General features: G+C 44.3%; 21 protein-coding genes. 12 read left to right on the top strand and 9 right to left on the bottom strand.

Annotated features, from left to right (window positions below; translation table 11 throughout):
• Both R3D86_01770 and tyrS read right to left on the bottom strand, forming a co-directional pair.
• A complete protein-coding gene (locus tag R3D86_01770; protein MEZ5756931.1) occupies positions 1–1,053 on the bottom strand; it encodes an LD-carboxypeptidase in 1,053 nt (350 codons plus the stop codon).
• 29 nt (positions 1,054–1,082) lie between these two features.
• Entirely contained in the window at positions 1,083–2,354 is a 1,272-nt protein-coding gene (gene tyrS / locus R3D86_01765) for a tyrosine--tRNA ligase (GenBank protein ID MEZ5756930.1), read from the bottom strand.
• Between the two features lie 93 nt (positions 2,355–2,447).
• Here tyrS and R3D86_01760 point away from each other — a divergent pair, with 93 nt between their 5' ends.
• The gene (locus R3D86_01760; GenBank protein MEZ5756929.1) at positions 2,448–3,569 is read left to right on the top strand and encodes an anhydro-N-acetylmuramic acid kinase; all 1,122 of its coding nucleotides are present in this window, start codon (positions 2,448–2,450) and stop codon (positions 3,567–3,569) included.
• On the opposite strand, the gene R3D86_01755 is transcribed toward R3D86_01760, so the two are convergent.
• Positions 3,566–4,207 (bottom strand): alpha/beta hydrolase, encoded by a 642-nt coding sequence (locus R3D86_01755; GenBank protein MEZ5756928.1) that lies wholly within the window; start codon positions 4,205–4,207, stop codon positions 3,566–3,568. The two genes, R3D86_01760 and R3D86_01755, sit on opposite strands and share 4 nt — an antisense overlap.
• Before the next feature lie 137 nt (positions 4,208–4,344).
• Between R3D86_01755 and R3D86_01750 the strand changes: the two genes are divergently transcribed.
• Positions 4,345–5,466 (top strand): cysteine desulfurase family protein, encoded by a 1,122-nt coding sequence (locus R3D86_01750; GenBank protein MEZ5756927.1) that lies wholly within the window; start codon positions 4,345–4,347, stop codon positions 5,464–5,466.
• The gene (locus tag R3D86_01745) at positions 5,447–6,598 is read left to right on the top strand and encodes an IscS subfamily cysteine desulfurase (GenBank protein MEZ5756926.1); all 1,152 of its coding nucleotides are present in this window, start codon (positions 5,447–5,449) and stop codon (positions 6,596–6,598) included. The genes R3D86_01750 and R3D86_01745 overlap by 20 nt, the downstream gene beginning before the upstream one ends.
• Here the strand turns inward: R3D86_01745 and R3D86_01740 are convergent.
• The 3 genes from R3D86_01740 to R3D86_01730 all read right to left on the bottom strand — a co-directional run bounded on the left by R3D86_01740 (position 6,590) and on the right by R3D86_01730 (position 9,168).
• The gene (locus R3D86_01740; GenBank protein ID MEZ5756925.1) at positions 6,590–7,357 is read right to left on the bottom strand and encodes an alpha/beta fold hydrolase; all 768 of its coding nucleotides are present in this window, start codon (positions 7,355–7,357) and stop codon (positions 6,590–6,592) included. The genes R3D86_01745 and R3D86_01740 overlap by 9 nt on opposite strands.
• Positions 7,354–8,184 (bottom strand): alpha/beta hydrolase-fold protein, encoded by an 831-nt coding sequence (locus R3D86_01735; protein MEZ5756924.1) that lies wholly within the window; start codon positions 8,182–8,184, stop codon positions 7,354–7,356. Before R3D86_01735 ends, R3D86_01740 begins: the two co-directional genes overlap by 4 nt.
• A gap of 297 nt (positions 8,185–8,481) precedes the next feature.
• The gene (locus R3D86_01730) at positions 8,482–9,168 is read right to left on the bottom strand and encodes an arylesterase (protein ID MEZ5756923.1); all 687 of its coding nucleotides are present in this window, start codon (positions 9,166–9,168) and stop codon (positions 8,482–8,484) included.
• 46 nt (positions 9,169–9,214) lie between these two features.
• Here R3D86_01730 and R3D86_01725 point away from each other — a divergent pair, with 46 nt between their 5' ends.
• Both R3D86_01725 and R3D86_01720 read left to right on the top strand, forming a co-directional pair.
• On the top strand, positions 9,215–9,931 hold the full coding sequence (locus R3D86_01725) for an ATP-binding cassette domain-containing protein (protein MEZ5756922.1): 717 nt from the start codon (positions 9,215–9,217) through the stop codon (positions 9,929–9,931).
• Positions 9,928–12,447 carry an FtsX-like permease family protein gene (locus R3D86_01720; GenBank protein ID MEZ5756921.1) on the top strand — a complete coding sequence of 840 codons (2,520 nt, stop codon included), beginning with the start codon at positions 9,928–9,930 and terminating at the stop codon, positions 12,445–12,447. Before R3D86_01725 ends, R3D86_01720 begins: the two co-directional genes overlap by 4 nt.
• Here the strand turns inward: R3D86_01720 and R3D86_01715 are convergent.
• Genes R3D86_01715 through R3D86_01705 form a run of 3 tightly spaced genes read right to left on the bottom strand, consistent with a single transcriptional unit; the run spans position 12,444 to position 14,565 of the window.
• Positions 12,444–12,932, bottom strand: coding sequence for a CinA family protein (locus tag R3D86_01715; protein ID MEZ5756920.1), 489 nt, complete (start codon positions 12,930–12,932; stop codon positions 12,444–12,446). The two genes, R3D86_01720 and R3D86_01715, sit on opposite strands and share 4 nt — an antisense overlap.
• Positions 12,922–13,404, bottom strand: a complete 483-nt coding sequence (locus R3D86_01710; protein ID MEZ5756919.1) for a phosphatidylglycerophosphatase A — start codon at positions 13,402–13,404, stop codon at positions 12,922–12,924. Before R3D86_01710 ends, R3D86_01715 begins: the two co-directional genes overlap by 11 nt.
• Before the next feature lie 3 nt (positions 13,405–13,407).
• Complete coding sequence (locus tag R3D86_01705; protein MEZ5756918.1) at positions 13,408–14,565, bottom strand: bifunctional 2-C-methyl-D-erythritol 4-phosphate cytidylyltransferase/2-C-methyl-D-erythritol 2,4-cyclodiphosphate synthase; 1,158 nt, start codon at positions 14,563–14,565, stop codon at positions 13,408–13,410.
• Between the two features lie 143 nt (positions 14,566–14,708).
• On the opposite strand from R3D86_01705, the gene dusB reads away from it, so the two are divergent.
• From dusB to hfq, 7 genes are all read left to right on the top strand, one after another.
• Complete coding sequence (dusB, locus tag R3D86_01700; protein MEZ5756917.1) at positions 14,709–15,710, top strand: tRNA dihydrouridine synthase DusB; 1,002 nt, start codon at positions 14,709–14,711, stop codon at positions 15,708–15,710.
• 3 nt (positions 15,711–15,713) lie between these two features.
• Positions 15,714–18,308: a nitrogen regulation protein NR(I) gene (gene ntrC, locus R3D86_01695; protein MEZ5756916.1), complete on the top strand. Its 2,595-nt coding sequence runs from the start codon at positions 15,714–15,716 to the stop codon at positions 18,306–18,308.
• Between the two features lie 142 nt (positions 18,309–18,450).
• On the top strand, positions 18,451–20,649 hold the full coding sequence (locus R3D86_01690) for a PAS domain-containing sensor histidine kinase (protein MEZ5756915.1): 2,199 nt from the start codon (positions 18,451–18,453) through the stop codon (positions 20,647–20,649).
• Complete coding sequence (locus R3D86_01685) at positions 20,639–22,009, top strand: sigma-54 dependent transcriptional regulator (GenBank protein MEZ5756914.1); 1,371 nt, start codon at positions 20,639–20,641, stop codon at positions 22,007–22,009. The genes R3D86_01690 and R3D86_01685 overlap by 11 nt, the downstream gene beginning before the upstream one ends.
• A 43-nt stretch (positions 22,010–22,052) precedes the next feature.
• The gene (trkA, locus tag R3D86_01680; GenBank protein ID MEZ5756913.1) at positions 22,053–23,429 is read left to right on the top strand and encodes a Trk system potassium transporter TrkA; all 1,377 of its coding nucleotides are present in this window, start codon (positions 22,053–22,055) and stop codon (positions 23,427–23,429) included.
• Between the two features lie 34 nt (positions 23,430–23,463).
• A complete protein-coding gene (locus R3D86_01675; protein MEZ5756912.1) occupies positions 23,464–24,924 on the top strand; it encodes a potassium transporter TrkG in 1,461 nt (486 codons plus the stop codon).
• 157 nt (positions 24,925–25,081) lie between these two features.
• Positions 25,082–25,336 carry an RNA chaperone Hfq gene (hfq, locus tag R3D86_01670; protein MEZ5756911.1) on the top strand — a complete coding sequence of 85 codons (255 nt, stop codon included), beginning with the start codon at positions 25,082–25,084 and terminating at the stop codon, positions 25,334–25,336.
• Position 25,337: the final 1 nt, after the last annotated feature.

Raw genomic sequence — 25,337 nt, 5'->3', positions numbered from 1 at the left:
TCAGGCGACCGCGCTTTCAAGCATGGTCACTGATCCTTCGTCGGCGTCAATTTTTACACGGCAACCGACAGGCATAGTACGTTTTTCAGGAATATGACCAAACATTGCCCCGGTAAAGACGGGCTTTCCTCTTTTACCGAAATGCTGTTCAAAAATATCCATAAGGGTGAAATCACCATAGCCGCCATCTGTATCAACATCTGTCCAGCCGCCGAGCACCACTCCGGCACAATCATCAAGATGTCCGCCAAGGGCAAGTTGGGTCAGCATACGGTCGACACGATAAATATTTTCACCAATATCTTCAAACATCAGGATTTTGTCTTTGGTGTCCGGAAAATAGGGTGTTCCCTGTACGGCTGTGAATACTGTCAGGTTGCCACCGATCAGGCGTCCTTCAGCAGTGCCGGATACGATTGTCTGTATTCTGTTTTTACGAACAGTAAGATATTCACCCTTATCTTGTGGGTTTACCATATGTTGTGCTTTTCCTTCAAACAGCACTTCACGAACATTTTCAGCGCTGAAATGGCTCCAGTCACTGCCGGCAATCGGGCCATGGAAAGTCATCAGATTGGATTTGATATATAGTGCATTTAAAAGTGCCGTAATATCACTATAGCCAAGAAGTATTTTTGGGTTTCTGGCAATCAGATCATAATCAAGGTAAGGCAGCACACGTGCAGCGCCCCAGCCACCCTTTAGGGCAATCAGCGCTTTTGTTTCATTATCAGCAAAGGCTTTATTAATATCATCTGCCCGCACTTCATCTTCAGCAGGAAAGTATCCATATCGGTCCATAACATGTTCGGACACTTTCACTTTTAGTCCCAGTGCTTCCAGTGATTCAATGGAAAGCTGCAAACGCAGTTTCTGATATTCAACGCCGGAAGGCGCAAATATTGTGACCGTATCCCCTTTTTTTAATCTTGCAGGTTTGGTTGGTGCCATCATCGATTGTGCGGATGCTAAATTCGGGGATGTTGCCAGAGCCACTGCGGCCCCACCAGCAATGCCAGCTGTCAAAAATTCGCGTCTGTCTAATTTTGTCATCACAATCACCTTTTTTTATTTGGTTAAATCTATTTAGGCACCACCAATATATGGCGTTTTTTGCCAGCAGATAATTTAATACTGCCCTGATCATTCAACTGGTCAAGATTAATAAGCATTTCGGCGTCAGAAATTTTCTCATCATTCAGTTTTGCACCGCCCCCTTTAATAAGTCGGCGGACTTCACCTTTTGAACTGCCAAGACCGGCAATCACATAAAGATCGGCAATCGAAATGCCTGCTTCCAGTTCAGATTTTCCAACATTAACAGTTGGAAGATCAGCGCCAAGTGAGCGGTCTTCAAATGCTTTTCTGGCTGTTTCCTCGGCTTTTTGTGCGGCTTCTACGCCATGCAGCATACTTGTAGCTTCATTGGCCAGAATTTTTTTGGCTTCATTTATTTCCTGACCCTCAAGTGCTTCCAGTCTTCTGACTTCATCCATCGGAAGTTCCGTAAACAGACGTAAAAACCGCCCAACATCGGCGTCAGCCGTATTGCGCCAGAACTGCCAGAAATCATAACTGGAACATAAATCCTCGTTAAGCCAGACGGCACCGGTTGCGGTTTTTCCCATTTTTGCCCCGCTGGCAAGAGTTATGAGCGGCGTGGTCAGGCCAAAGACCTCTTTTCTGTCCATACGTCGATTAAGTTCAACCCCGTTAATGATATTGCCCCACTGGTCAGAACCACCCATTTGCATGGCACACCCGACGCGGCGCTGAAGTTCCAGAAAATCATATGCCTGAAGGATCATATAGTTAAACTCAAGAAAAGTAAGCGGGCTTTCCCGGTCAAGACGTGTTTTGACACTATCAAATGTCAGCATGCGGTTGATGGTAAAATGTGGACCGACATCCCTAAGCAGCTCAATATATTTAAGCTCATCAAGCCAGTCTGCATTATTTGGCATAATGGCGTCAGTTGGCTTATCCCCGAATTTCAGATATTTTGTAAAAACACTTTTTATACCGTTCATATTTTCATTTATTTTTTCGTAAGTCAGTATCTGACGACTTTCATCCTTGCCGCTTGGATCACCGATTTTTGTCGTGCCGCCCCCCATCAGGGCAATGGGCTTATGACCGGTTTTCTGTAAGTGACGCAGCATCATAATCTGCACAAGTGAACCGACATGGAGGCTGCTGGCGGTACAATCAAACCCGATATATGCAGGAATAATTTCAGATTGCAGCCTTTTATCCAATGCTTCCGGATCTGTACACTGATGAATAAAGCCGCGTTCAAGCATTATTTTCAGAAATTCTGATTTAGGGGTATAATTATCAATCGTTTCGGTCATAGTATGGTCAACTGTTATGCTATATGTATAAAGGAAGATCATGTAACACATGTTTGACAAAGACCAAAACGGAAATTTAAGGAAATTGGCCTGATGAAAAACGGAAACACTGAATTAACGGCCATTGGCCTGATGAGCGGGACATCACTTGACGGTATTGATGCGGCACTCATAAAGTCGGATGGTCAAAGCATAAGGCGGTTTGGGCGTCCATTTCATATGACCTATAACCGTGAACAGAGGGATCAGCTTAAAGCCGCCCTTAAGGAAGCCCGAAATGCCGGAAAACCGACCAACGCCAATAAACTGATTAATGACACTGAGCAGCTTATAACGGCACTGCATGCTGAGGTGGTCCGTGAATTACTTAAGCAAAATAACCTTAAAACGACTGACATTGATGTGATCGGGTTTCACGGTCAGACATTGCTTCATGGCCCCAATGAAGGCTGGAGCTGGCAAATTGGGGACGGTGAAAAACTTTCTAAAATGCTGAATATAACGGTCGTAAATGACTTAAGACGGTATGATGTTGAACATGGCGGGCAGGGCGCACCAATGGTGCCTGTGTATCATCAGGCAATTGTCCGCGAAATTGCAGAAGACTTTCCGGTGGGTCTGATAAATTTTGGCGGGGTTGCCAATATCACCTGGATCGGTGGAAGGGATTCTGAGAATTTGCTTGCGTTTGATACCGGTCCGGCAAATGCAATGCTTGATGACTGGATAAGAAAACATACAGATTATATTTATGACCAAGACGGCAAGTTTTCAAAAAAAGGGATTGTTAACAGGGAAATTTTATCCGGGTGGATGAAGAACAAATATTTTGAAATCAAACCGCCAAAGTCACTCGACCGGGATGATTTTAATGTTGATGAAGTGAATAGGCTTTCACTGGAAGATGGAGCGGCAACCTTGGCGGCTTTTTCCGTGGAAGCTCTAAAAGTTGCCAGTGGACAATGCCCGCAGCCGGTAAAAAAATGGTATGTTTGTGGTGGGGGCGCCCATAATCTGACTATTATGAAAATGCTGAAAGAAGCTTTGGCTTGTGATGTCGGACCGATAAGTGATCTTGGGTTTGATGGTGATTTTATTGAGGCAGAAGCCTTTGCTTATCTGGCTGTCAGGCATCTTTATAATCTGCCAATCACTTTTCCGGGGACGACTGGAATTTCAAAGCCGTCCACCGGAGGAATAGTTCATAAACCTTAATAGCCTAGACGTTTCGTAAGATATCTGTCAATTGACTGAACGAGGGGCTGATGATGCTCTTCATAAAAGTGGCTGGCCCCTTCTATTTTATCATAATCAATGGTGATGCCTTTTTGTGCCTGAAGTTTATCAACGAGCTTACGCACAGAATCCTCACTGACAACGGTATCCTCCGTTCCCTGGGTGATCAGGCCGGAAGATGGGCAGGGGGCAAGAAATGAAAAATCATATAGATTAGCCGGTGGGGATATTGACAAAAACCCTGTAATTTCAGGACGGCGCATAAGAAGCTGCATTCCTATCCAGGCGCCAAAGGAAAAACCGGCGATCCAAACCTGCGGTGAATCACGGTTAACTGTATGAAGCCAGTCAAGGGCGGATGCCGCATCACTTAATTCGCCAACGCCACTGTCATAGATGCCCTCGCTTCGTCCGACACCGCGAAAATTAAAGCGGAGAACTGAAAAGCCACGACGAACAAAGGAATGATAAAGAAAATAACATATCTTTGCATTCATGTTACCATTAAACTGGGGGTCGGCGTGTAGGATTAGAGCAATAGGAGCATTTTCATTTTTACTTGGATGATACCGGCCTTCGAGACGGCCTTCGGGACCATTAATTATGACGTCTGGCATATTAAATGTAACCTTAAAAAAATATATGTTTATTATGGCAAAATAGGTGCCATTAAAATACCGTGTTGATGATTCCGTCTTCTTATAGCATAAAACCAAGGTAAAATTTCAACTAAGAAATTAGGCAAAACCAAAAAATGGCTGATAACAACTTAAAATATCTTGATTATAACGCTACAGTTCCTATTCGGCCGGAAGTTATAAAATTGATGGCAGAGGTCATGGAAGAAGGCGGTAATCCGTCCTCTGTGCACGCGCTTGGCCGTAAGGCAAAGGCGCGAATGGAGGAAGCAAGATCTATAATCGCCAGTGCAATAAATTGCCGTCCGCAGATGATTATTTTTACATCTGGCGGGACTGAGGCCAACAATATGGCAATTTTGTCTACGGGGAAAAACCGCCTGATTACAAGCACTGTAGAACATGATAGTGTCAGATCAGCCGCCTCAAGATTTGTTGGTAATGTTGACTATCTGGCGGTGGATCAAAACGGCCAGATTGACCTTGATGCGCTTGAAAAACTGCTTAAAATTAATGCTGAAAATACAATTGTATCAATACTTTATGCAAATAATGAAACCGGCGTCTTGCAGGATATAAAAAAAATCTCAACCATTTGTCATGAAGCAGGGGCCATTATTCATATTGATGCGATTCAGGCCTTGAGCAAGATACCAATTGATTTTAAGGATATGGCGGTTGATCTGATGAGCATCTCATCCCATAAAACAGGCGGACCCCAGGGGGTAGGGGCACTGGTGGCTCATGAAAAACTGCCGGTAAAATCCTTTATCCTTGGTGGCGGACAGGAACTTGGCCGTCGCGGTGGTACAGAAAATATTGCCGGAATAGCCGGATTTGCCAAAGCGGTTTCCATGATGGAGCAGTCCTCGCAGAAAATGAAACTGGTTGAAAAATGGCGTGATGAAATTGAACAGGAAATTATGGATCATTCAAACGAGGTTCTGTTTTTTGGCAAAAATTCACCACGGCTACCCAATGTTTCAACAATTTATATGCCAAATGTCAGCAGTGAAACACAGGTGATGAATTTTGATCTTGATAAAATCTGCATAAGTTCGGGTTCCGCCTGTTCATCGGGCAAGGTAAAAGCCTCTCATGTTATTGAGGCAATGGTGAAGGATAAAAATATCGCTTCCTCAACCATCCGTGTAAGCATGGGGTGGGCAAGCGAGCATTCTGATGTGGAAGCCTTTATAAAAAGCTGGAAAAAGCAGTATGACCGAAAAAATCGTTAAACTGCCCATATATCTTGATTATCAGGCGACGACACCTTTAGATGAGCGGGTCTTAAAGGCGATGATGCCGTATTTGACAGAAAAATTCGGTAATCCCCATTCCGTTGAGCATCGCTTCGGCTGGGAAGCGGAAGCAGCCGTTGATGTTGCCAGAAAGCAGGTTGCCGACCTGATCGGGGCGGATGAGAAAGAAATTATTTTTACGTCCGGTGCCACCGAATCCAATAATATGGCCATAAAAGGCATTGCCTTCGCACATTTTCCCAGGAAAAATCATGTTATTACGGTGAAAAGCGAACATGAATGTGTCCTTGCCTCCGCCCAATCACTGGAAAAAATGGGGTTTGAGGTCAGCTATCTTGATATTGACAGGGACGGGCTGATCAATGTTGATCAGCTAGAAGCGATGATAACCGAGAAAACAATTTTGGTTTCAGTCATGCCCGTGAATAATGAAATCGGCGTTATTCAGGATCTAAAGGCAATTGGCGAAATTTGTCATAAACATAGTGTCATATTTCATACGGATGCGGCGCAGGCGGTTGGTAAAATCCCGCTTGATGTTCTGGAAATGCATATAGATGTCATGAGCATTTCCGGCCATAAAATTTATGGGCCCAAAGGGGTTGGCGCGCTTTATCTGAAAAAAGGAACCGGCATTATTCCGCTTTTTGATGGTGGCGGGCAGGAAATGGGACTTCGTTCAGGCACATTATCACCGGCGCTTTGTGTTGGACTGGGCACCGCCTGTGCGTTATCGCAAGTGGATATGGATAAGGATTTTAAACATATCAGTAAATTGTCCGAAATAATGCTGTCTAAAATAAGAAATAGCCTTAATTCCGTATCCTTAAACGGCAGCGAAACCAGGCGCTATCCCGGCAATTTGAACCTGACATTTCGTGGTGTTAAAAGTGATCTTTTGGTCGCTGATCTTAAGGATATTGCCATTTCAACCGGGTCGGCCTGTTCATCGGCCAAACATAAACCCTCTTATGTGTTGGCGGCATTGGGGCTTGATAAATCAGAAATTGAAGCTTCAGTCAGGATCGGCATTGGCCGGATGACGACGGAGGGCGAAGTAAATTATGCCGCAGATTATATTATAAAAACTGTGCAGAATTTACTTTAAAAAATCCAGAAGCAGTTTTGAAAATTCTTTTGGCTTTTCAGAATGAAGCCAGTGACCGCAGTCATCAATGGTTTCAATTTTTGCATTTGGAAAAAGCGCCAATATTTCAGGTACATAATCATCAGAGATATAATCGGAGCGATCCCCTCTGATAAACAAGGTCTCTCCGTCAAAAGCGATGCCATCCGGAGCGGCGGAAATATGCTCATATTCACGGATCAAAACCGGCAGATTAATGCGCCACTGAAAAATCCCTTCATCATTCCTGACCAGATTTGTCAGCAGAAATAATCTTACTCCTGCTTCATCAACATATTGGGCCAGAATTTTATCGGCTTCACCACGCGAGCTTATTTTATCAAGGGGAATTGCCAGAAGTCCATCAAATATCCTTTCATGATGATGTGGATAAAGTACAGGTGCGATATCACCGACAACAAGTTTATCAACACGGTCCGGAAAATGCAGGGCAATCTGCATAGCGGTTTTGCCGCCCATTGAATGGCCCAGAATATGGGCTTTCCCCAAATTCTGATCATCCATGAATTCTATAATATCAACTGCCATAAGCGGATAGCTCATCTGGTCCGAATGAGGTGAGTTTCCATGATTTCTAAGGTCAAGGCAGTAAACAGTAAAGTCGGCAGCATAAATTTTGGCAAGGCCGCGAAAATTACTGGCCGAGCCATAAAGGCCATGAAGTATGATAAGAGGTTTTTTGGAGAGATCATCGCCATACTGGTCAAAATTCAGTTTCATTTTTTACTGTCAAAATCCTTAAATATATAAAGCAGTCCCTGATATAAACTCTTTAGCGGCATACTGCTATGATTTTCGCCCTCGATAAGGGATTTACCATATTGTATCTTTGGCAGTCCTTTAAGTTCAGCCAAAAACTTTTCCTGTGGGTCTGTCATAATGTCTTCCTCGTCCTGACTTCGGTCAATTTGCGTCAGGAAGAATTTTTTTTCAGCACTGAAATAATTGAATTTATTAATGACAAGCTTTTTAACGACCATGCTTTCACCGTACCAGAGACTTGGATCGCTCAGGATGTAATTTTCGAATAAATTCGGCTCTTCAAGAAAACTGTAGGCTGCAAAAAGTCCGGCCAGCGAATGCCCGAATAATATATCATTTCCGGAAGTGGAATAACGATCTTCGATAAAGGGTTTTAGTTCTGTTTTAATAAAATCAAGAAACTTGTCTGCTCCACCGCTATTTTCGACCATGCGGGCATTTGGATCATCCGATTGATAAACCGGTGTCAAATCAGTATTTCTGTATACATTCGGGATCGCTACTAGGATGACCTTTGGAATTTTACCCGAACTATCCTGCAAAAAATCAAGAATACCTTGTGCCATCTGGTAATATTTATCGCCGTCCAGAAGATAAAGGACAGGATATTGCTCATTTTCGGTATAGTCCCGCGGCAGACCGACCAGTATTTCCCGGTCCTGTTCAAGGATATTGGAATATAAATGTTGCCTGTCGCCGATCGAAAGTCTGTTCTGGGCCAGTGCACACTGAAGCGGCAGGGTTATTAATGCAATAACAAGCGTCAGAAAATATTTTTTAATCATCTTTATTTTCCTCTTGGGTCAAATGATAGAATTAAAAAATATCAGGTCAATAAAAATCCGGCCCCCTCAATTGAGGAGGCCGGTTTCATAAACAGGGTGAAGGGGAGTAGGGAAATTACTGTTATAGTAAAAATGACACCTGTTTATTTTTTAGTTCATTGTTATTCCGCTGAGAACAACAAATAAGGGAGCAAGTAGCTATAGGAAGTAACATGCTTGCTAATCCATTTATAACTGAAAAATTACTTCCTTAAAGCCGATTGCGATAAGGTGTCACCATTTTGAGACAAGACGAAATTAAGGCTTTTGTACCCGCACCAATGCTTCCAGCACATAAGGGGCAATTTTATCAACGATAATCTTTACACCGCGCGGGTTTGGGTGCATCAGATCGCTCTGGTTCAACTCTCTATCCCCGATAACGCCGTCAAGAAAGAATGGATAAAGCAGGACATCATATTTTTTTGCCACATCCGGAAAAATCGGATTATATTCGGAAGTAAATTGTTCACCAAAATTGGGCGGTGCAATCATGCCTGCCAATAGTGTTGGAATTTTCCGTTCTTTTAAAATACTGACCATTTTATCAATATTCTGCCGGGTTATTCTGGGGGGAAGGCCGCGAAGCGCGTCATTGGCACCCAGCTCAAGGATAACCAGATCAATATTATCAACACTGTCCAACACCCATTCAAGCCGGGCAAGTCCACCTGATGAGGTATCCCCAGACACGCCAGCATTGAGCACGTCCACTTTAAGCCCGTACTGATTAAGGGTATCTTCAAGCTGGTCGGTAAAACCTTCGCCCTGAACAAGTCCTGCACCAGCCGTCAGGCTGTCGCCGAACGCTATGATTTTTTTGGCTTCCTGCGCATGGCAAGTGGAAGCAATGACGTATAATATCGTAAAAAACGTATATTTAAACGCATTAGGGTTGAATAACGCTCTTGGAGCCTTTACCACATTATAGTATAACCCTTTCAACACAGACACCTGAATAAAACCTCATTGTTTGACGAGTAAAATAAATATGACCAACAATATCATTCTTGAACTAAAGAATATTCATCTAAGGCTAAAAAGCAACGATTTTGAGGTCAGAATATTAAATGGTATAGATTTAAAAATTGTTAAAGGTAAGGCAGTCGCCATTCTTGGCGCATCCGGTTCCGGAAAATCAAGCATGATGTCAGTGATGAACGGTCTGGAAAGGCAGACGGAAGGCAGTGTCATTGTTGCCGGTCATACACTTGATAAAATGAATGAAGACCAGCTTGCCATGTTCCGCCGTGAAAATATCGGCATTATCCTACAGGCATTTCACTTAATTCCGACCATGACAGCCCTTGAAAATGTAGCCGTACCGCTCGAGCTGGCCGGGATTGCGGATGCAGAGGATAAGGCAAGGGCTATGCTTCATGATGTAGGGCTTGATCACCGGCTTGATCATTACCCTACCCAGCTTTCGGGCGGTGAACAGCAGCGGGTGGCGATTGCGCGTGCCATGGCACCGGAGCCTAAAATACTTTTTGCCGATGAGCCGACTGGAAATCTTGACGGGAAAACCGGCCATCAGATTATTGAACTTATTTTCTCCTTAAAAGAAAAAAATGATGCAACCCTGATCCTGATCACCCATGATCAGGAACTGGCAGGAAAATGTGATGAAATCATCCATATTGAAGACGGACTGATTGTTGACAACCAAAGTTCCAATAAAGATGAAAACAGGAAAGTTGCAGAATGAAGACTGCCTTTAAATTTGCCCTGCGTGAAATCAGATTTGCTTTCCGGCATTTTCGGATTTTTATCGCTTGTCTTTTCCTGGGAACTGCAATTATTGCTGCGGTGGGGTCGGTCACGAAAAATATTGTCGTTAGCCTTGCCCGGGATGCTCAGACATTCCTTGGCGGTGATGTGGAGATCAGGACCAACCAACGCTTTTTAAGCGATGAGGAAATGGCTTATATCAAGCCAAAAGTGGAAGAAATATCCCTGATCAGCGAACTTCGCGCTATGGCCCATACGGCTGAATTTACGGACAGCACGCTGATCGAAATTAAAGCAGTGGATAGTCATTATCCCATGTTTGGCAAGCTTGAAACATCAAGCGGATTGTCGCCAAAAGAACTTCTGGATTTTAAAGACGGGCATTGGGGTGTCGTACCGTCAGAAGCGATTGCGACGAGACTGAACGTAAAAGTCGGGGATATGCTGAATATTGGCAATCTGAGCTATCAAATTCGTGGCATTACGGTGAAAGAACCGGATAGCGCCAATGCCGGGTTTCAGTTTGCCCCCACCGTTATTGTTGCCTATGACAGTATGGAGCAAACGGGTCTTATTACATTTGGTACCCTGATTGAATATAAATACAGGCTTCGACTGGCGCCGGGGGCGGACAGTAAAGCCTTCGACGAACAGATTGAAGAGGCATTCCCGGATTCAGACTGGCGTGTGCGGGAAAAAAGCAGCGGCGGTAACAGTACCCAGCGTTTCATTGACCGGATGGGGCAGTTTATGACACTGGTCGGGCTTACCGCCCTTTTGGTCGGCGGCGTCGGGGTGAGTAATGCGGTTCATGGTTATTTGAATTCAAAAACCGATACCATAGCGACCTTTAAAATTCTGGGAGCGCAGTCAAATACAATATTTCAAATTTACCTGCAGCAGATATTGATCATGTCGGCAATTGCCATTTCGCTCGGGTTATTAGCGGGCGGGAGCCTACCGTTTATATTTGCGGATTTTCTTGAAAGTAAAATGCCGATTACCATATCACGGGAATTTTATCCGGTGCCTCTGGGCGTTGCTGCCTTTTACAGTGTTCTGATCAGTCTGATTTTTACGCTTTGGCCATTGGCTAAAGCAAAGGATATTTCCGCCCGTCAGCTGTTTCGCATGACTATTGCCGAGCCGGGGGCAGAGAAAATATCAAGAAATTATGTTCTGATTATCGCCGCGATGGCGGCCCTTATGCTGACGATGGTATTTTATACGGCCGAGTACCGTGAACTGACAGGCTATTTTATTGGTGGAATGCTGGCGTCATTTGCACTACTGCTAGGGACAGGATATCTGGTAAAAGCGGGTGTCGGCTACCTGCCCAGGCGTTATAGCCCGGCGCTTAGAATCGCTTTATCCAATATTACCAGACCCGGTAATTCAACCCTTTCAATTATATTGTCATTGGGCCTTGGACTTATTCTGCTGACTGCAATTTCGCTGGTCGAATACAGCCTTGATTCAGAAATAGAACGGAGGGTTGATACGGATGCGCCAAGTTATTTTTTCCTTGATATTCAAAAAGCGCAGGAAGACCAGTTTAAAGGGTTCACAACGTCTCTTGATGGTGTCAGCCTTTATCGTACAGTACCGAACCTTCGCGGGCGTATCACCCATATTAAAGGGGTTCCTTCGGAAGAAGCCGATATCAGCCCCGATGTCAGATGGATGCTGCGTGGTGACCGTGGCATGACATTTGCCGATGAAGTGCCAGAGGACAATAAACTGGTAGTGGGTGACTGGTGGCCGAAAGGTTATGACGGTGAGCCGGAAGTATCAATCAGTGAAGATATGGCAAATGGAATGGACCTGTCGCCAGGGGATATGATTTCGGTCAATGTACTTGGTCGAAATATTGATGTAAAAATCAGGTCGGTTCGATCTGTCGATTGGGGAACATTTGGTATTAATTATGTCTTGATGTTTGACCCAAAAGTTTTAAGCAGTGCGCCTTTTACCTATGTTGGGACCATTAAATCGACGGAGAATAGAGAAGCGGATAATTATCTGTCCATTACCAAAGAATTTCCCAATGTAACGACCGTCAGGTTAAAGGAAATCCTTGAAAATGTTCAGCTGTTGCTTATGCAGATTAAAGGGGCAATTGATGTTATGGCATCCATTACCATCATCGCCGGTATTCTGGTTTTAAGTGGTGCGATCGCTGCCGGACATAAAGGCAGAATATATGACAGTGCCGTGCTGAAAGTTGTCGGAGCGACCCGGCTTGATATTTTAAAAGCCTATATTTTTGAATTTATCCTGCTTGGGGTGGCAACGGGTCTTGTTGCCATATTGCTGGGGTCGGTTGCCGCCTATGGTATTGTTGTCGGCATTATGGAACTTGAATGGACATTCTCGCTGGAAATACCGCTACTGACTGTTATTGCGGCGATATTTATTACCATGTCGCTGGGCATGTTCAGTATCTGGCAGGCCATGTCGGTCAGACCGGCGCAGGTGTTGCGCGGCGTTTAGATAAGCTTTTTAATAAGGGTGAGAGCTGCAATAATTGTCGCTTCCCTGACTTCCTGGCGGCCAATATCGCCAAAATTATGTTTTTCATGAATGGTTTTTTCATCTAGTCTTGCCGCCGCCATATGGACAAGGCCAACAGGTTTTTCCTTGCTGCCGCCACCGGGGCCGGCAATGCCGGTTACGGATACCGCGATATCCGCTGTTGAATGGTTAAGCGCACCAAGCACCATGGCGCGTGCGGTTTCTTCACTGACTGCGCCATATGTTTTTAATGTTTCTGTTGATACGCTCAGCAAGTCCATTTTTGCCTGATTGGTATAGGTAATAAAACCACGATCAACGACATCGGATGATCCGGCTATTTCGGTAAGCGCTCCGATAATCAGGCCACCGGTACAGGATTCTGCGGTGGCAATTTGCAGTTTTTCGGCACGGCACCGATCAAGTATTTCGCTGGCAAGATTAATAATAAGGTCAGAGAACATAATAATTTGCAGCGAACAGAACCGCTGCCCCCATTAAACCGGCAGCCACATCATCCGCCATTACGCCATAAGCGTCATGGCGTTTGTCAAAGATAGTAATCGGCCAGGGTTTCATAATATCAAAAAGGCGAAAAGCAAGCAGGGCCAGAAAATACTGTCCCGGATGGGTATGATCTGTAATCATCAGGCACACGAGCCACTGGCCCACCACTTCATCAATCACTATTTCGCCGGGATCCGTTTTGCCGGTTTCTTCCATATATGTTCGCGATGCCCAAAGCCCCACCACAAACAGGATTAAAGCGGCACTGGCCAGAATCATTTTGTTGCTAAAATCAAGGATCAGCCAGGCAAATGGCAGGGCGGCAAGGCTGCCAAAAGTACCAGGGGCAACAGGGATAAGCCCGGTATAAAACCATGTTGAAAGCATCAGCGAAGGGTGTAGAAATGATTTGGACCAGTTTTCAAGCATATGCTATTCCGGTAATCTGATTGTTGCGACGGCTTGCGCCATGATGCCTTCACCTTTTCCCGTAAAGCCAAGCTTTTCCGTGGTTGTCGCTTTTACGCTGATACGGTCAATATCAAGATCGATAATTTCAGAAATACGGTCTCGGATCAATTCACGGTGGGGGGCAATTTTTGGAGCTTCACAGATAATCGTCAGATCGATACTGGCAATGACGCCCTCTTTTTCATCAACAAGCTTTGCTGCATGCTTTAAAAATATATCTGAAGTCGCCCCCTTCCATTGATCATCTGATGGTGGGAAGTGGTCCCCGATATCACCCATAGCTATAGCCCCCAGAATCGCATCGGTGATTGCATGAAGGGCGACATCCGCGTCCGAATGACCTTTGAGGCTTTTATCATGGGGAATTTTTACGCCACCGAGGATGACATGGTCACCATCTTCAAAGGCATGGACATCGATCCCGTAACCGATGCGAACATCTGTATAGCTGTTTCCGCTCATCATTTCCGCTTTTTTTAAATCTTCGTCTGTGGTTATTTTAAAATTATCCTCGGACCCTGGAATTATCCTGACCTTTATACCGCTTTTTTCTGCAATGGCGCTATCATCGGTCAGATCACTTTTTTCAAATCGGCGATGGGCCATAAAAATGGCTTTATAGCGAAAGGCCTGCGGTGTTTGCGCTCTGTAAAGGAATTCACGATTAAGGGTATTATCAATATTGTCACCTGACATATATTTAATTGTATCGGTTACCTTTAGCGCCGGAATGACCGCACCGCAGTGGGATACTTCCCGGATTAGGCTGTCCAGTATTTGCTGACTAAGAAACGGTCTTGCTGCATCATGGATATAAACATATTCCGGCAGATGAATATCTATAGCTTCAAGCCCTCTCAGGACTGATTGCTGTCTTGTAGCACCGCCAAAAACAGGGGCGGGAAGGCCAAGATCGCCCACGGCATTCTCATAAAGGTCACGGTCATCTGGATGAATTATAACCTGAACAAGATTTATATCGGGGTTCTCCAAAAATATTTTTACCGTGCGACGAAGAATAATCTCCCCGCCCACACTAAGATATTGTTTTGGTATTTCCCCGCCAATCCGTTGTCCGCGTCCTGCGGCAACAATGATAGCTGCATTCCTAATTGTCATGTGTCGACGCTATCATTTTTCCAAAAAAATGTCCTCTATATTTTATAGTTTTTTCTGCTTTGACCTAAATGACCATTTCAGGTATAGTGCGGCCCGCATTGATTATTTTTTAGACATTTTTTACGGCTGCTTATTTTTTAATCATGGATATAAAGCTAAACCCTATAAATATCGGCCCGATTGTGGTTGAAGATCCGGTTCTCCTGTGCCCTATGGCCGGGGTGACTGATTTACCCTTTCGTCGACTTGTCAAAAGGTTCGGGGCTGGTCTGGTAACGTCGGAAATGATTGCCAGCCAGGCAATGATCCGTGATCATCAGCGTACCCATAAAATGGCGGCCGCTGAAAGTGATGAATATCTTATGTCTGTCCAGCTTGCCGGATGTGATCCGGAAATGATGGCAATTGCCGCCAAAATGAATGAGGACAAGGGCGCAGAAATTATTGATATCAATATGGGTTGCCCAGCCAAGAAAATTGTTAATGGTTATGCCGGGTCAGCCCTAATGCAGGATCTGGATGTGGCCGCCAAGATTATTAAGGCAACTGTTGATGCTGTTGAAATTCCCGTAACGCTGAAAATGAGGACCGGATGGGATATCAACTGCCGAAACGCACCTGAGCTCGCAAAAATTGCTGAAGATCTTGGCATTAAAATGGTTGTCGTCCATGGACGGACCAGAAACCAGATGTATAAGGGTGTCGCTGACTGGGCTTTTATCCGGGAAGTAAAAGAAAGCGTGTCCATTCCCGTTATCGCCAATGGTGACATTGTCAGCTGTGAAGATGCTCGTGAAGCCTTAAGGCAGTCCGGGGCAGACGGCGTGATGATCGGCCGGGGTTCATATGGAAGACCCTGGTTTTTATCGCAGGTTATTCATTATCTGAAAACTGGTGAAAAATTGCCCGACCCTGATCTGCCGCTGATTAAGGATATAATGATTGAGCATTATCAATCCATGCTTGATCATTACGGTGAGGATGTCGGCAAGAAAATAGCCAGAAAACATATCAGCTGGTACACCAAAGGTTTGCATGACAGCGCATCGTTCAGGCAAAATGTCAATAAAATGACAGATACGGCAGAGGTGCTCGATACGATTGAAGCCTTTTTTGAACCCTTACTTTCTGAACGCGCAGCCTGATTGATGAACGCAACAAATCAAAATTCGGAACGTCAGGCTGCACCATATGATCAGGCTGACGTTATCCTGAACAGTATGTCAGATGCTATTATCACGATTGATGCTCAGAATAATATTACATACGCCAATGTGTCAGCGGAACAGTTTCTGGGAAGCAGTCTTCCCATTTTGCGGCGAAAAAAAATTCAGGATATTGTCCCGTTTGACAGTCCGTTAATTGCCTTGACTGAACAGGCGCGAAAAACCAAGGCGGTCATTACAGAATATGATGTCAATATCGGCAACCCGCATATTGGTGAACTGAGTACGGATATTCATGTATCGGTGTTGATTAATGATACTGATCTGCCGGAAGAGGAAGGAATTCTGATCCAGCTGCAGAAAAGAAGCATTGCCCAGAAAATTAATCAGCAGCAAACCCACAGAAGTGCCACCAGGTCAGTTTCCGGGATGGCGGCGATGCTTGCCCATGAAATTAAAAATCCGCTTTCCGGTATTAAGGGCTCAGCACAAATATTGTCACAGGATGTCAGCGACGATGACCGGGCACTTACCAATCTGATTTGTGAAGAAGTGGACAGAATTTGTATTCTGGTTGACAGGATGGAGGTTTTTACCGATCACCGTCAGTTGGAAAAAGTGGAAATAAATATCCACAGCATTCTTGAGCATGTAAAAAAACTGGCGGAAAACGGGTTCGGCAAACATGTCAAGTTTTCGGAAAATTATGACCCTTCACTTCCTCACACTCTTGGGGATCGTGGAAAACTCATTCAGGTTTTTCTAAATCTTCTTAAAAATGCCTGTGAAGCTGTTCCAAAAAGAGATGGGCAGGTTACCATCAAAACAGCTTATCGTCAGGGGGTAAGGGTAGCAGCATCAGGTTCTGATGAAATGCTGCATCTCCCCCTTGAAATTTCCATCATTGATAATGGAAGTGGCATTTCAGAGGATATAAAGGCCAATATATTTGATCCGTTTGTGACCACAAAGGCGGGGGGTACAGGTCTTGGCCTTGCGCTGGTGGCAAAAACAATCAGCGATCACGGCGGCATCATTGAATGCGAAAGCATTCCTGGAAAAACGGTTTTCAGAATTTTACTGCCAGCGGCACCAAAGCAGGGACAGAAAAATATGGAAAATAAAACCATTTTAATCGCGGATGACGATAAAGCCATCAGGACGGTTCTGTCCCGGGCGCTTGGCCGTGAAGGCTATGATGTTAAGCTGTGCAGTAATGCATCGACCCTTTGGCGCTGGGTATCAAATGGTGAAGGGGATCTGGTGATTTCCGACGTGATGATGCCCGATGAAAACGGGCTTGATATGCTGATACGTATTAAAAAAATCAGGCCGGATCTCCCCGTAATCATTATGAGCGCACAGAATACCCTGATGACAGCACTAAAGGCGACGGAACGGGGGGCTTATGAATATTTGCCCAAGCCTTTCGATCTTGATGAACTTAAACTGGTTATAAAAAAAGGATTAAGCCCGAAGAGCAAATCGCCTCAGACTGGCAATGTCGAAGAAGATGAGGAAATGCCCCTGATCGGTCGTTCACCGGCGATGCAGGATGTTTACCGGATTATGGCCCGTCTCATGAACACGGATTTGACGGTTATGATTACCGGGGAAACAGGGACCGGCAAGGAATTGGTGGCAAAGGCACTTCACGATTTTGGCAGGCGGCGTAATGCACCCTTTGTCGCCATTAATATGGCGGCAATCCCACGGGAACTTATTGAAAGTGAGCTTTTCGGCCACGAGAAAGGCTCATTTACCGGGGCCGTATCCAAAAATATTGGCCGCTTTGAACAGGCAAAGGGCGGCACATTATTTCTTGATGAAATTGGCGATATGCCAATGGAAGCACAGACGAGATTGCTGCGGGTATTGCAGGAAGGGGAGTATACAACCGTCGGCGGTTCAAGCCCGATTAAGGTGGATGTCCGAATTATCGCAGCGACGCATAGAAACCTGAAATCGATGATTGCCCAAGGGTTGTTCAGGGAAGATCTGTATTACAGACTTAATGTTGTTCCGATTAATTTGCCGCCTTTACGAGACCGCAAAGATGATATTCCTGATCTGGTAAGGCATTTTTTTGCAAGTTATGCAGAAGATCATAATCAGGTGCCAAAAATTATGGATAAAAAGGCACTTGATCTTCTTAAAGAGCATAATTGGCCTGGAAATATCCGGGAACTGGAAAATCTTGTTCACAGACTGGCCGCTCTTTATATTGAAGAAATCATCACATTTGATAATGTTTCAAATGAACTTACAGCACAGTATGATGCATCAGCGGATATAAGTAAGACAGGTCAGCAACCAGGCTATAGCGACGAAACTCTGCAACAATCCATACATCGTCATCTTAAAAAATATTTTGACGCTCATCCCTATGATGAACTGCCGCCTAACGGTTTATATTCAAGAGTGTTAGGGGAGCTTGAAAAACCATTGATTGAACTGACACTTGCCGCGACCAGAGGAAATCAGATTAAAGCAGCAGAACTGCTTGGTTTGAACCGAAATACGCTCCGAAAAAAGATCAAGGAACTGGAAATTCCGATCATAAAACACAAAATCTGACTCTTTTTTATTATGCTGGCAATAATTCCATGCTAATATGTTGTAATAATGCAACAATGTGCTAGTCTTATTGGTTATGAGTGAACAGGCGTTAAGAAAAAAATCGAGACTGTTAAGCAGGATTAGAATCTGGGCCAGAAAAGTGGACCTGGAAAATAAGACGGCTTTTGTTCTGTTCCTTGGGCTGATGGCATCAGGGGCGGTTGCCTATGCCTTGTTCAATGGGGCGGAACCGCTTTCTCCAACGCCAAATAACCTTAAAATTCTGGTTCTCCTGATCACAATTATTCTGCTACTTCTTGCGACACTTGTGGTGCGCCAGATTATTCAGCTCTGGAACACGGGGTTAAAAGGAGCGGCCGCAACAAGGCTTCATAAAAGAATTGTAACATTGTTTTCCGTTGTTGCTATTACGCCAACCATTATTGTGGCAATTTTTTCGGTGATGTTTTTTGAATTTGGGCTACAGGCATGGTTCAGTGAAAAAGTGCAAACCGTGCTGGATAGCTCGGAAAGCGTTGCAAAGACCTACATCGAGGAACATTACAAAATTATCCGGGCTGACGTGATTGGTATGGCCAATGAGCTGAACCGGCAGGCATTTGTTTTTGCACAGCAGCCAGAGCTGCTTGATCAAGCCCTGAATATTCAGGCGAGGGCTCTTGGGCTTTCGGAAGCCATTATTATCAACCGTAAAGGGGTTATAACTGCGAGGGCGTCTTCAACATTCAGTGTTTTTGATGGGCGGCTGAATAAAACAATCATTGATGCGGCTGCTGAAGGTGGCGTCAAGTTTTTCCCGCCCCGTGATAATGACGGTCAGATTCGGGTGATCCTTCGTCTTGACGGTTTTCTTGATCAGTTTTTATATATCAGCCGTCTTGTTGATGCACAGGCATTGACGCTCATCAGGAGGACCGGTGATGCCAAAAATGATTTTGAACAGTCGCAATCAGAGCTTTCTGAATACAGATTGCTTTTTAATATCTGTTTTATTGGTATTGCGCTGATTGTTCTTTTTGGTGCGGCTTGGATGGGACTTGAGCTGGCCAATAAGCTTATGAAGCCGATTAATATTCTTGTCCGTGCGACTGACCGTGTCGGTAAAGGGGATTTTTCTGTGCGGGCGCCGATCAAGGAAGGATATGATGACCTTGGTGGTCTGACCAAGGCGTTTAATACCATGACATGGCAGCTTCAGAAGCAACAAAAAGATCTTCTTTCCGCAAATCTGAAGCTTGATGAAAGAAGAAGGTTTACTGAAACAGTGCTTTCAGGTGTGTCCCCGGGTATTATGGGGCTTGATCCCAAGGGAAATATTACCCTGCCAAACCGTTCTGCCTCTATTATGTTGGGATTAAGCGAGGAAGAGCTTAAGGGCCGTAATATTAATGATGTGATGCCGGAGGTTTCAGAATTATTTGACAAGATTGTCAAATCGAAAAATCAGGGCGTTGAAACGCAGATTGTTTTGGAGCGGGGGGAATATAAACTTAATCTTCTTGTCCGCCTAACCGCTGAGCTAAAAGGGCGACGTGCTGAAGGCTTTGTGATCAGTTTTGACGATATTACAGAGCAGGTTGCTGCTGAAAGAACGGCGGCATGGGCTGATGTGGCCCGCCGAATTGCTCATGAGATTAAAAATCCGCTCACACCAATTCAATTATCTGCGGAAAGACTTAAAAGAAAATATTTAAAAGAAATTGAAAGCGAGCCGGAAACATTTTTACAATGTACAGACACGATTATCAGACAGGTCCGTGATCTACGGCAGATGGTTGATGAATTTTCTACATTTGCCAGAATGCCAAGCCCGGTAATACAGCCGGAAGATCTGGTGAAAATTACTGCTCAGACTACATTTATGATGGATGTCAGCAGTAAGAAAATTAAAATTACCACTGATTTTCCCGATCATCCTGTGATGTTTAATTGTGATGCCGGTCAGATCGGACAGGCCCTTACCAATATAATCAAAAACGCATCAGAGGCACTTGTTGATCAGAAGGACGGTGAAATCAATATTAAGCTGGTTGAAAGTGATGAAAAAATTGAAATTATCGTTTCGGATAACGGCATTGGTATGCCTGAACAGATGATGGACAGGCTAACCGAACCTTATGTAACAACCAGAGCAAAAGGAACGGGTCTGGGGCTCGCCATTGTGAAAAAGATCATGAAAGATCATGGGGGTGATTTAAGTCTTGAGAATAATGACGGTCGCGGGGCCAAATCGACCCTGATATTCAGGAAGGATATCAAACAGGAGAAAGAGCTGGAGAGCGCAGCAAAAGAACAGGTAAAAAGTAAAAGTAATTTAAGGATAGTGCATGGCGCTTGATATATTAATTGTTGATGATGAAGATGATATCAGAGAGTTAATTTCCGGCATTTTAAGTGATGAAGGCTATGATACGCGGGTCGCAGGCGATAGTGATAGTGCGCTAAAGGAAATTGACGCCCGCAGGCCGTCTTTACTCATCCTTGATATCTGGCTGCAGGGAAGCCGGCTTGACGGTCTTGAAATTCTGGCGGAAGTTAAGAAAAAGCATAAAGATCTTCCGGTAATCATCATCAGTGGGCATGGAAATATTGAAACGGCAGTCACCGCCATTAAAAGAGGGGCTTATGATTTCATCAGCAAACCTTTTGAAACGGAAAAACTGCTTATTCTTGTCGAACGGGCCACTGAGGTGGACAGATTGCGACGGGAAAATCTCGAGCTTAAGGAAAAAGCGGGTTATGAAACTGAATTGACCGGGACTTCCTCGGCCATTTCGTTGGTCAGAAATACAATTGCCAAAGTCGCACCAAGCGGAAGCAGGGTACTTATTTCAGGAGCTTCGGGTACAGGTAAGGAATTAGTTGCACGACTTATTCATCGTCAGTCAAAAAGAGCAAATGGTGCATTTATTGTTGTCAATGCGGCTAGTATGTCACCGGAAAATATGGAACGAGAGCTTTTTGGTGTGGAAGAAGACGGGACCGTTGTAAAAACCGGTGTTTTTGAAAAAGCTCACGGGGGTACTTTGTTTTTTGATGAAGTTGCGGATATGCCGCCGACAACCCAGGCAAAAATATTAAGAATTCTGACCGACCAGACTTTTGAACGTGTCGGCGGTAATAATAGAGTACAGGTTAATGTCCGGGTTGTCAGTGCAACCAGTCGTGATCTGCGCCAGGAAATTGATGCCGGCAGATTCAGGGAAGATCTCTATCACAGGCTTAATGTTGTGCCGGTTCAGGTGCCATCCCTTACTCAGAGACGGGAAGATATCCCCTTATTGGTAAAGCAGATGATGATCAGCTTTACCAGTGCAACCGGTCGTCCTCCCAGGGATATTGATGAAGAGGCCTTATCGGCGCTGCAAGCCCACGACTGGCCGGGAAATGTCCGGCAACTGAAAAATACTGTTGAACGTATGCTGATACTTTCCAGTGAAGAAGAAACCATTACCATGGATTTGCTTCCGGTGGATGTGCTGGCCAATAGTGAGATTATCAGGCCAAATTCCGGTACTGAAATTATGACACTGCCGCTTAGGGAAGCAAGGGAGACATTTGAGCGCGAATATCTCAATGTGCAGATACAAAGGTTTCAGGGCAATATTTCAAAAACGGCAGAATTTGTTGGTATGGAACGGTCGGCACTGCATAGAAAATTAAAAGGGCTAGGCATTAACAGTCCGGATAAAAGATAATGAAAATAAAATTTACTTTATTAATGGGTGAAGGAAATATCCTATGAAAGTTATTGTCTGTGGAGCCGGGCAGGTTGGGTTTAATATTGCCCGCCATTTGTCGCATGAGCAGAATGATGTTACCGTCATCGACCGTTCGGAAGAACTGATAAACAAGGTAAGAAACTCTTTGGATGTGCATGCTCTGGTGGGGTATGCCTCCTATCCTGACCTTCTTGAAGATGCTGGCGCTGAAGACGCGGATATGATTATTGCTGTTACCCTGTTTGACGAAGTTAACATTGTTGCCTGTCAGGTTGCCCATTCGCTTTTCAATGTGCCGACCAAAATTGCAAGGATAAGGGCCCAGAATTACCTGAACCCGGAATGGCGCGCATTGTTTAGCCGGGATCATATGCCCATTGATGTCATTATTTCACCGGAGATAGAAGTAGCCAAAGCGGCCATTAACCGTCTTGAAGTGCCGGGGGCGACCGATATGATACGCTTCGCCAATGACCGGATTTGGCTGGTAGGTGTAAAGCTTGAGGAAGATTGCCCGGTTGTTGATACGCCTCTCAGGCAATTGACCGAATTATTTCCGGATCTGCACATTGTTGTGTGTGGAATATTGAGAAACGGTAAACTGATTGTGCCCAGCGGCAATGACCAACTGATGGTCGGGGATAATATTTACATAGCATCTGAAAAAACCAATGTAACAAGAGCGCTAAATGTGTTTGGTCATGAAGAGGAAGAAGCCAGAAATGTGATCATTGTCGGCGGTGGTAATGTTGGACAGTTTTTAAGTGAACAACTGGTTGAATCAGGAAATAAATTTCAGATCAAAATCATTGAAAGCAATGCTGACCGGGCCGTTCAGGTTGCTGAAAAAGTGTCTAAGGCTGTTGTGCTTCATGGTGATGCCCTTGATATGGAAATTCTGAAGGAAGCCAACATTCAGGGGACACATGCAATCATATCGGTGACCAACGATGACAAGGTCAATATTCTCTCGGCGCTTCTGGCAAAACAGCTGGGCTGTAAAAGTGCCATTACGCTGATAAATGATCATTCATTTGGTGATCTGACCAGGTCTGTTGGTATTGATGCGTTTGTTGATCCGCGCCAGACCACAGTTTCCAGTATTCTTCAGCATATGAGACGGGGTCGTATCAGCTCATTGCAAAGTCTTGCCGGAGGTGAAGCGGAAGTTATTGAAGCAGTCGCCGTTGAAGCATCGCCACTTGTCGGAAAACCGCTCAGGGACGTGAAACTGCCAGCGGGTATTATTATAGGATCTGTTATCCAGGACGGTGTAATAATTGTTCCCAAGGGTGGGACGATTATTAAAGCTGGCGATACCGTAATTGTCTTTACCTGTGCTGACATGATTAAAAAGGTCGAAGAGCTCTTTTCTGTTCGCCTGGAATATTTCTAAAGCTATCGCTCGTTGTGATAATTTTGGGCCATAAATGATTACAAATATCGGTCATATTATCGGTTATCTGCTTATTATTTTGGGAATAAGTGAACTTGTACCGATTTTGGCGGCTTTAACCTTTGGTGAAAATCATCTGGTTTTGCCGTTTTTTATCTGTTCAATGCTCACTATTTTTGTTGGTACGGGCTTTTACCTTGCCTTTAGTTATAAACATGAAAAGCCCAGCCGATTTGATATTATTTCATTTCTTATTTTTGTATGGACGATTATCCCTGTCTTTGCCTCTATCCCCTTTATGGTCACAGGGGTATTGACCAAATTTACCAATGCCTATTTTGAAGCGGTGTCGGCTTTCACCACATCCGGTTCAACAATGCTGGCCAATACCGCTCTGGCGCCCAAGGCAATTTTATTCTGGCGGTCATTTTTACAGTGGCAGGGCGGTATTTTTATCTTTGTTTTGGCAATATCAATCATTCCATTAAGTTCAATTGGCGGATCTGAATTATTTAAAAGCACATTGGTGCATCGTGAGCAGGAAGGCTTTCTGGAAAGATTAAAAAGCACATTAAAAAATCTCGCACTTCTATATGTTGGACTGACTTTAGTCTGTGTCATTCTGCTGGCTATTAGTGGGATGACCACCTTTGATTCATTGACCACGGCTATGGCGACTTTATCCAGTGGTGGTTTTACCAATCACGCCAATTCCGGTGTTAACTCCCTTAATTTCAGAAGTGAGATTATATTAATCCCTTTTATGATCATTGCCGCGACCAATCTGACCTATCACTGGTCGTTTCTGACCAGTGGAAGATTGCGTCTTTATAAGGATGATTATGAACTTCGATATTTTTTAATCATAATTCTGATAGCCAGCCTGGTTATTTTTCTGACATTGGCTAATTCAGAATCAGGTCCGGATTCGTCAATAATAAGCAAATTGGGGCTCGCTATTTTTACCTCTGTATCTGCATTGAGCACAACCGGCTTTCTTCCTGATGGGGCAGGTACAATGCCGATCAGTACAGTAGTGGTCTGTATCATATTACTCTTTATCGGCGGATCAATGGGGTCAAGCGCAGGCGGATTTAAGATAATGCGTCTGAAAGTTTTGTTAAGGCATGCTGATGTTGAAATAAGCCGATTGGCTCACCCGCACGGTGTGGTGCCGATGCGGGTCAATAATATGACCGTAACGGATACGATTTTAATGAGTGTCTGGACATTGTTTTTTCTTTATTTATCATCCATTGCCTTTTTTTCCCTTTTATACGGCATCCTTGGCTATGAGGTTGGGGTGGCCATTGGCCTTACGGTTGTGAACCTGTTCAGTGCAGGGTCGATGACCGAGCTAATTGCCCAGGATTTTATTGGCTATAGCAGCATGAGTTATCCGGCAAAATGGCTGAGTTCGGCAATAATGATCATAGGACGTCTGGAAATTATGCCATTACTGATTTTTTTGTCGCCAGGCTTCCGAAAGAGTTAAAATATTAATAAAATATTAATATTGCCAATGCATCTTGTTATCTTCTCTGTTTAAATAGAAACAGTGATGTGTTATACTGTACAGGCATTGAATTGCAGCAGTATTCAGGTCTATACTGTTTTAAGGCTATGATAATAAAAAAAAGTGGAATAAAAAAATGTCCGAAAAAATGCACAACTTACAAGATGCCTTTCTCAACCATGTAAGAAAAAATAAAACACCGATAACGGTTTTTCTGGTTAATGGTGTAAAACTGCAGGGTATAATCACTTGGTTTGATAACTTTTGTATATTACTGCGTCGTGACGCAAATGTGCAGCTTGTCTATAAACATGCCATATCAACAATTATGCCGGGTGGCACGATTAACTTATTTGATGCTGATGAAGATGAGAATATTGAAGAGGAGTAAT

Source organism: Emcibacteraceae bacterium, from assembly GCA_041396985.1.
In the GTDB taxonomy this organism is placed as follows: domain Bacteria; phylum Pseudomonadota; class Alphaproteobacteria; order Sphingomonadales; family Emcibacteraceae; genus Pseudemcibacter.
This window is presented reverse-complemented; position numbering and strand designations above follow the sequence as displayed.

Coding starts and splice junctions, on each gene's coding strand:
- hfq (MEZ5756911.1), top strand. CDS start 25,082: ATGTCCGAAAAAATGCACAACTTACAAGATGCCTTTCTCAACCATGTA.
- R3D86_01720 (MEZ5756921.1), top strand. CDS start 9,928: ATGAAGACTGCCTTTAAATTTGCCCTGCGTGAAATCAGATTTGCTTTC.
- R3D86_01710 (MEZ5756919.1), bottom strand. CDS start 13,404: ATGCTTGAAAACTGGTCCAAATCATTTCTACACCCTTCGCTGATGCTT.
- R3D86_01715 (MEZ5756920.1), bottom strand. CDS start 12,932: ATGTTCTCTGACCTTATTATTAATCTTGCCAGCGAAATACTTGATCGG.
- R3D86_01685 (MEZ5756914.1), top strand. CDS start 20,639: ATGGCGCTTGATATATTAATTGTTGATGATGAAGATGATATCAGAGAG.
- R3D86_01705 (MEZ5756918.1), bottom strand. CDS start 14,565: ATGACAATTAGGAATGCAGCTATCATTGTTGCCGCAGGACGCGGACAA.
- dusB (MEZ5756917.1), top strand. CDS start 14,709: ATGGATATAAAGCTAAACCCTATAAATATCGGCCCGATTGTGGTTGAA.
- R3D86_01735 (MEZ5756924.1), bottom strand. CDS start 8,184: ATGATTAAAAAATATTTTCTGACGCTTGTTATTGCATTAATAACCCTG.
- trkA (MEZ5756913.1), top strand. CDS start 22,053: ATGAAAGTTATTGTCTGTGGAGCCGGGCAGGTTGGGTTTAATATTGCC.
- R3D86_01770 (MEZ5756931.1), bottom strand. CDS start 1,053: ATGACAAAATTAGACAGACGCGAATTTTTGACAGCTGGCATTGCTGGT.
- R3D86_01760 (MEZ5756929.1), top strand. CDS start 2,448: ATGAAAAACGGAAACACTGAATTAACGGCCATTGGCCTGATGAGCGGG.
- R3D86_01740 (MEZ5756925.1), bottom strand. CDS start 7,357: ATGAAACTGAATTTTGACCAGTATGGCGATGATCTCTCCAAAAAACCT.
- ntrC (MEZ5756916.1), top strand. CDS start 15,714: ATGAACGCAACAAATCAAAATTCGGAACGTCAGGCTGCACCATATGAT.
- R3D86_01755 (MEZ5756928.1), bottom strand. CDS start 4,207: ATGCCAGACGTCATAATTAATGGTCCCGAAGGCCGTCTCGAAGGCCGG.
- tyrS (MEZ5756930.1), bottom strand. CDS start 2,354: ATGACCGAAACGATTGATAATTATACCCCTAAATCAGAATTTCTGAAA.
- R3D86_01725 (MEZ5756922.1), top strand. CDS start 9,215: ATGACCAACAATATCATTCTTGAACTAAAGAATATTCATCTAAGGCTA.
- R3D86_01745 (MEZ5756926.1), top strand. CDS start 5,447: ATGACCGAAAAAATCGTTAAACTGCCCATATATCTTGATTATCAGGCG.
- R3D86_01675 (MEZ5756912.1), top strand. CDS start 23,464: ATGATTACAAATATCGGTCATATTATCGGTTATCTGCTTATTATTTTG.
- R3D86_01750 (MEZ5756927.1), top strand. CDS start 4,345: ATGGCTGATAACAACTTAAAATATCTTGATTATAACGCTACAGTTCCT.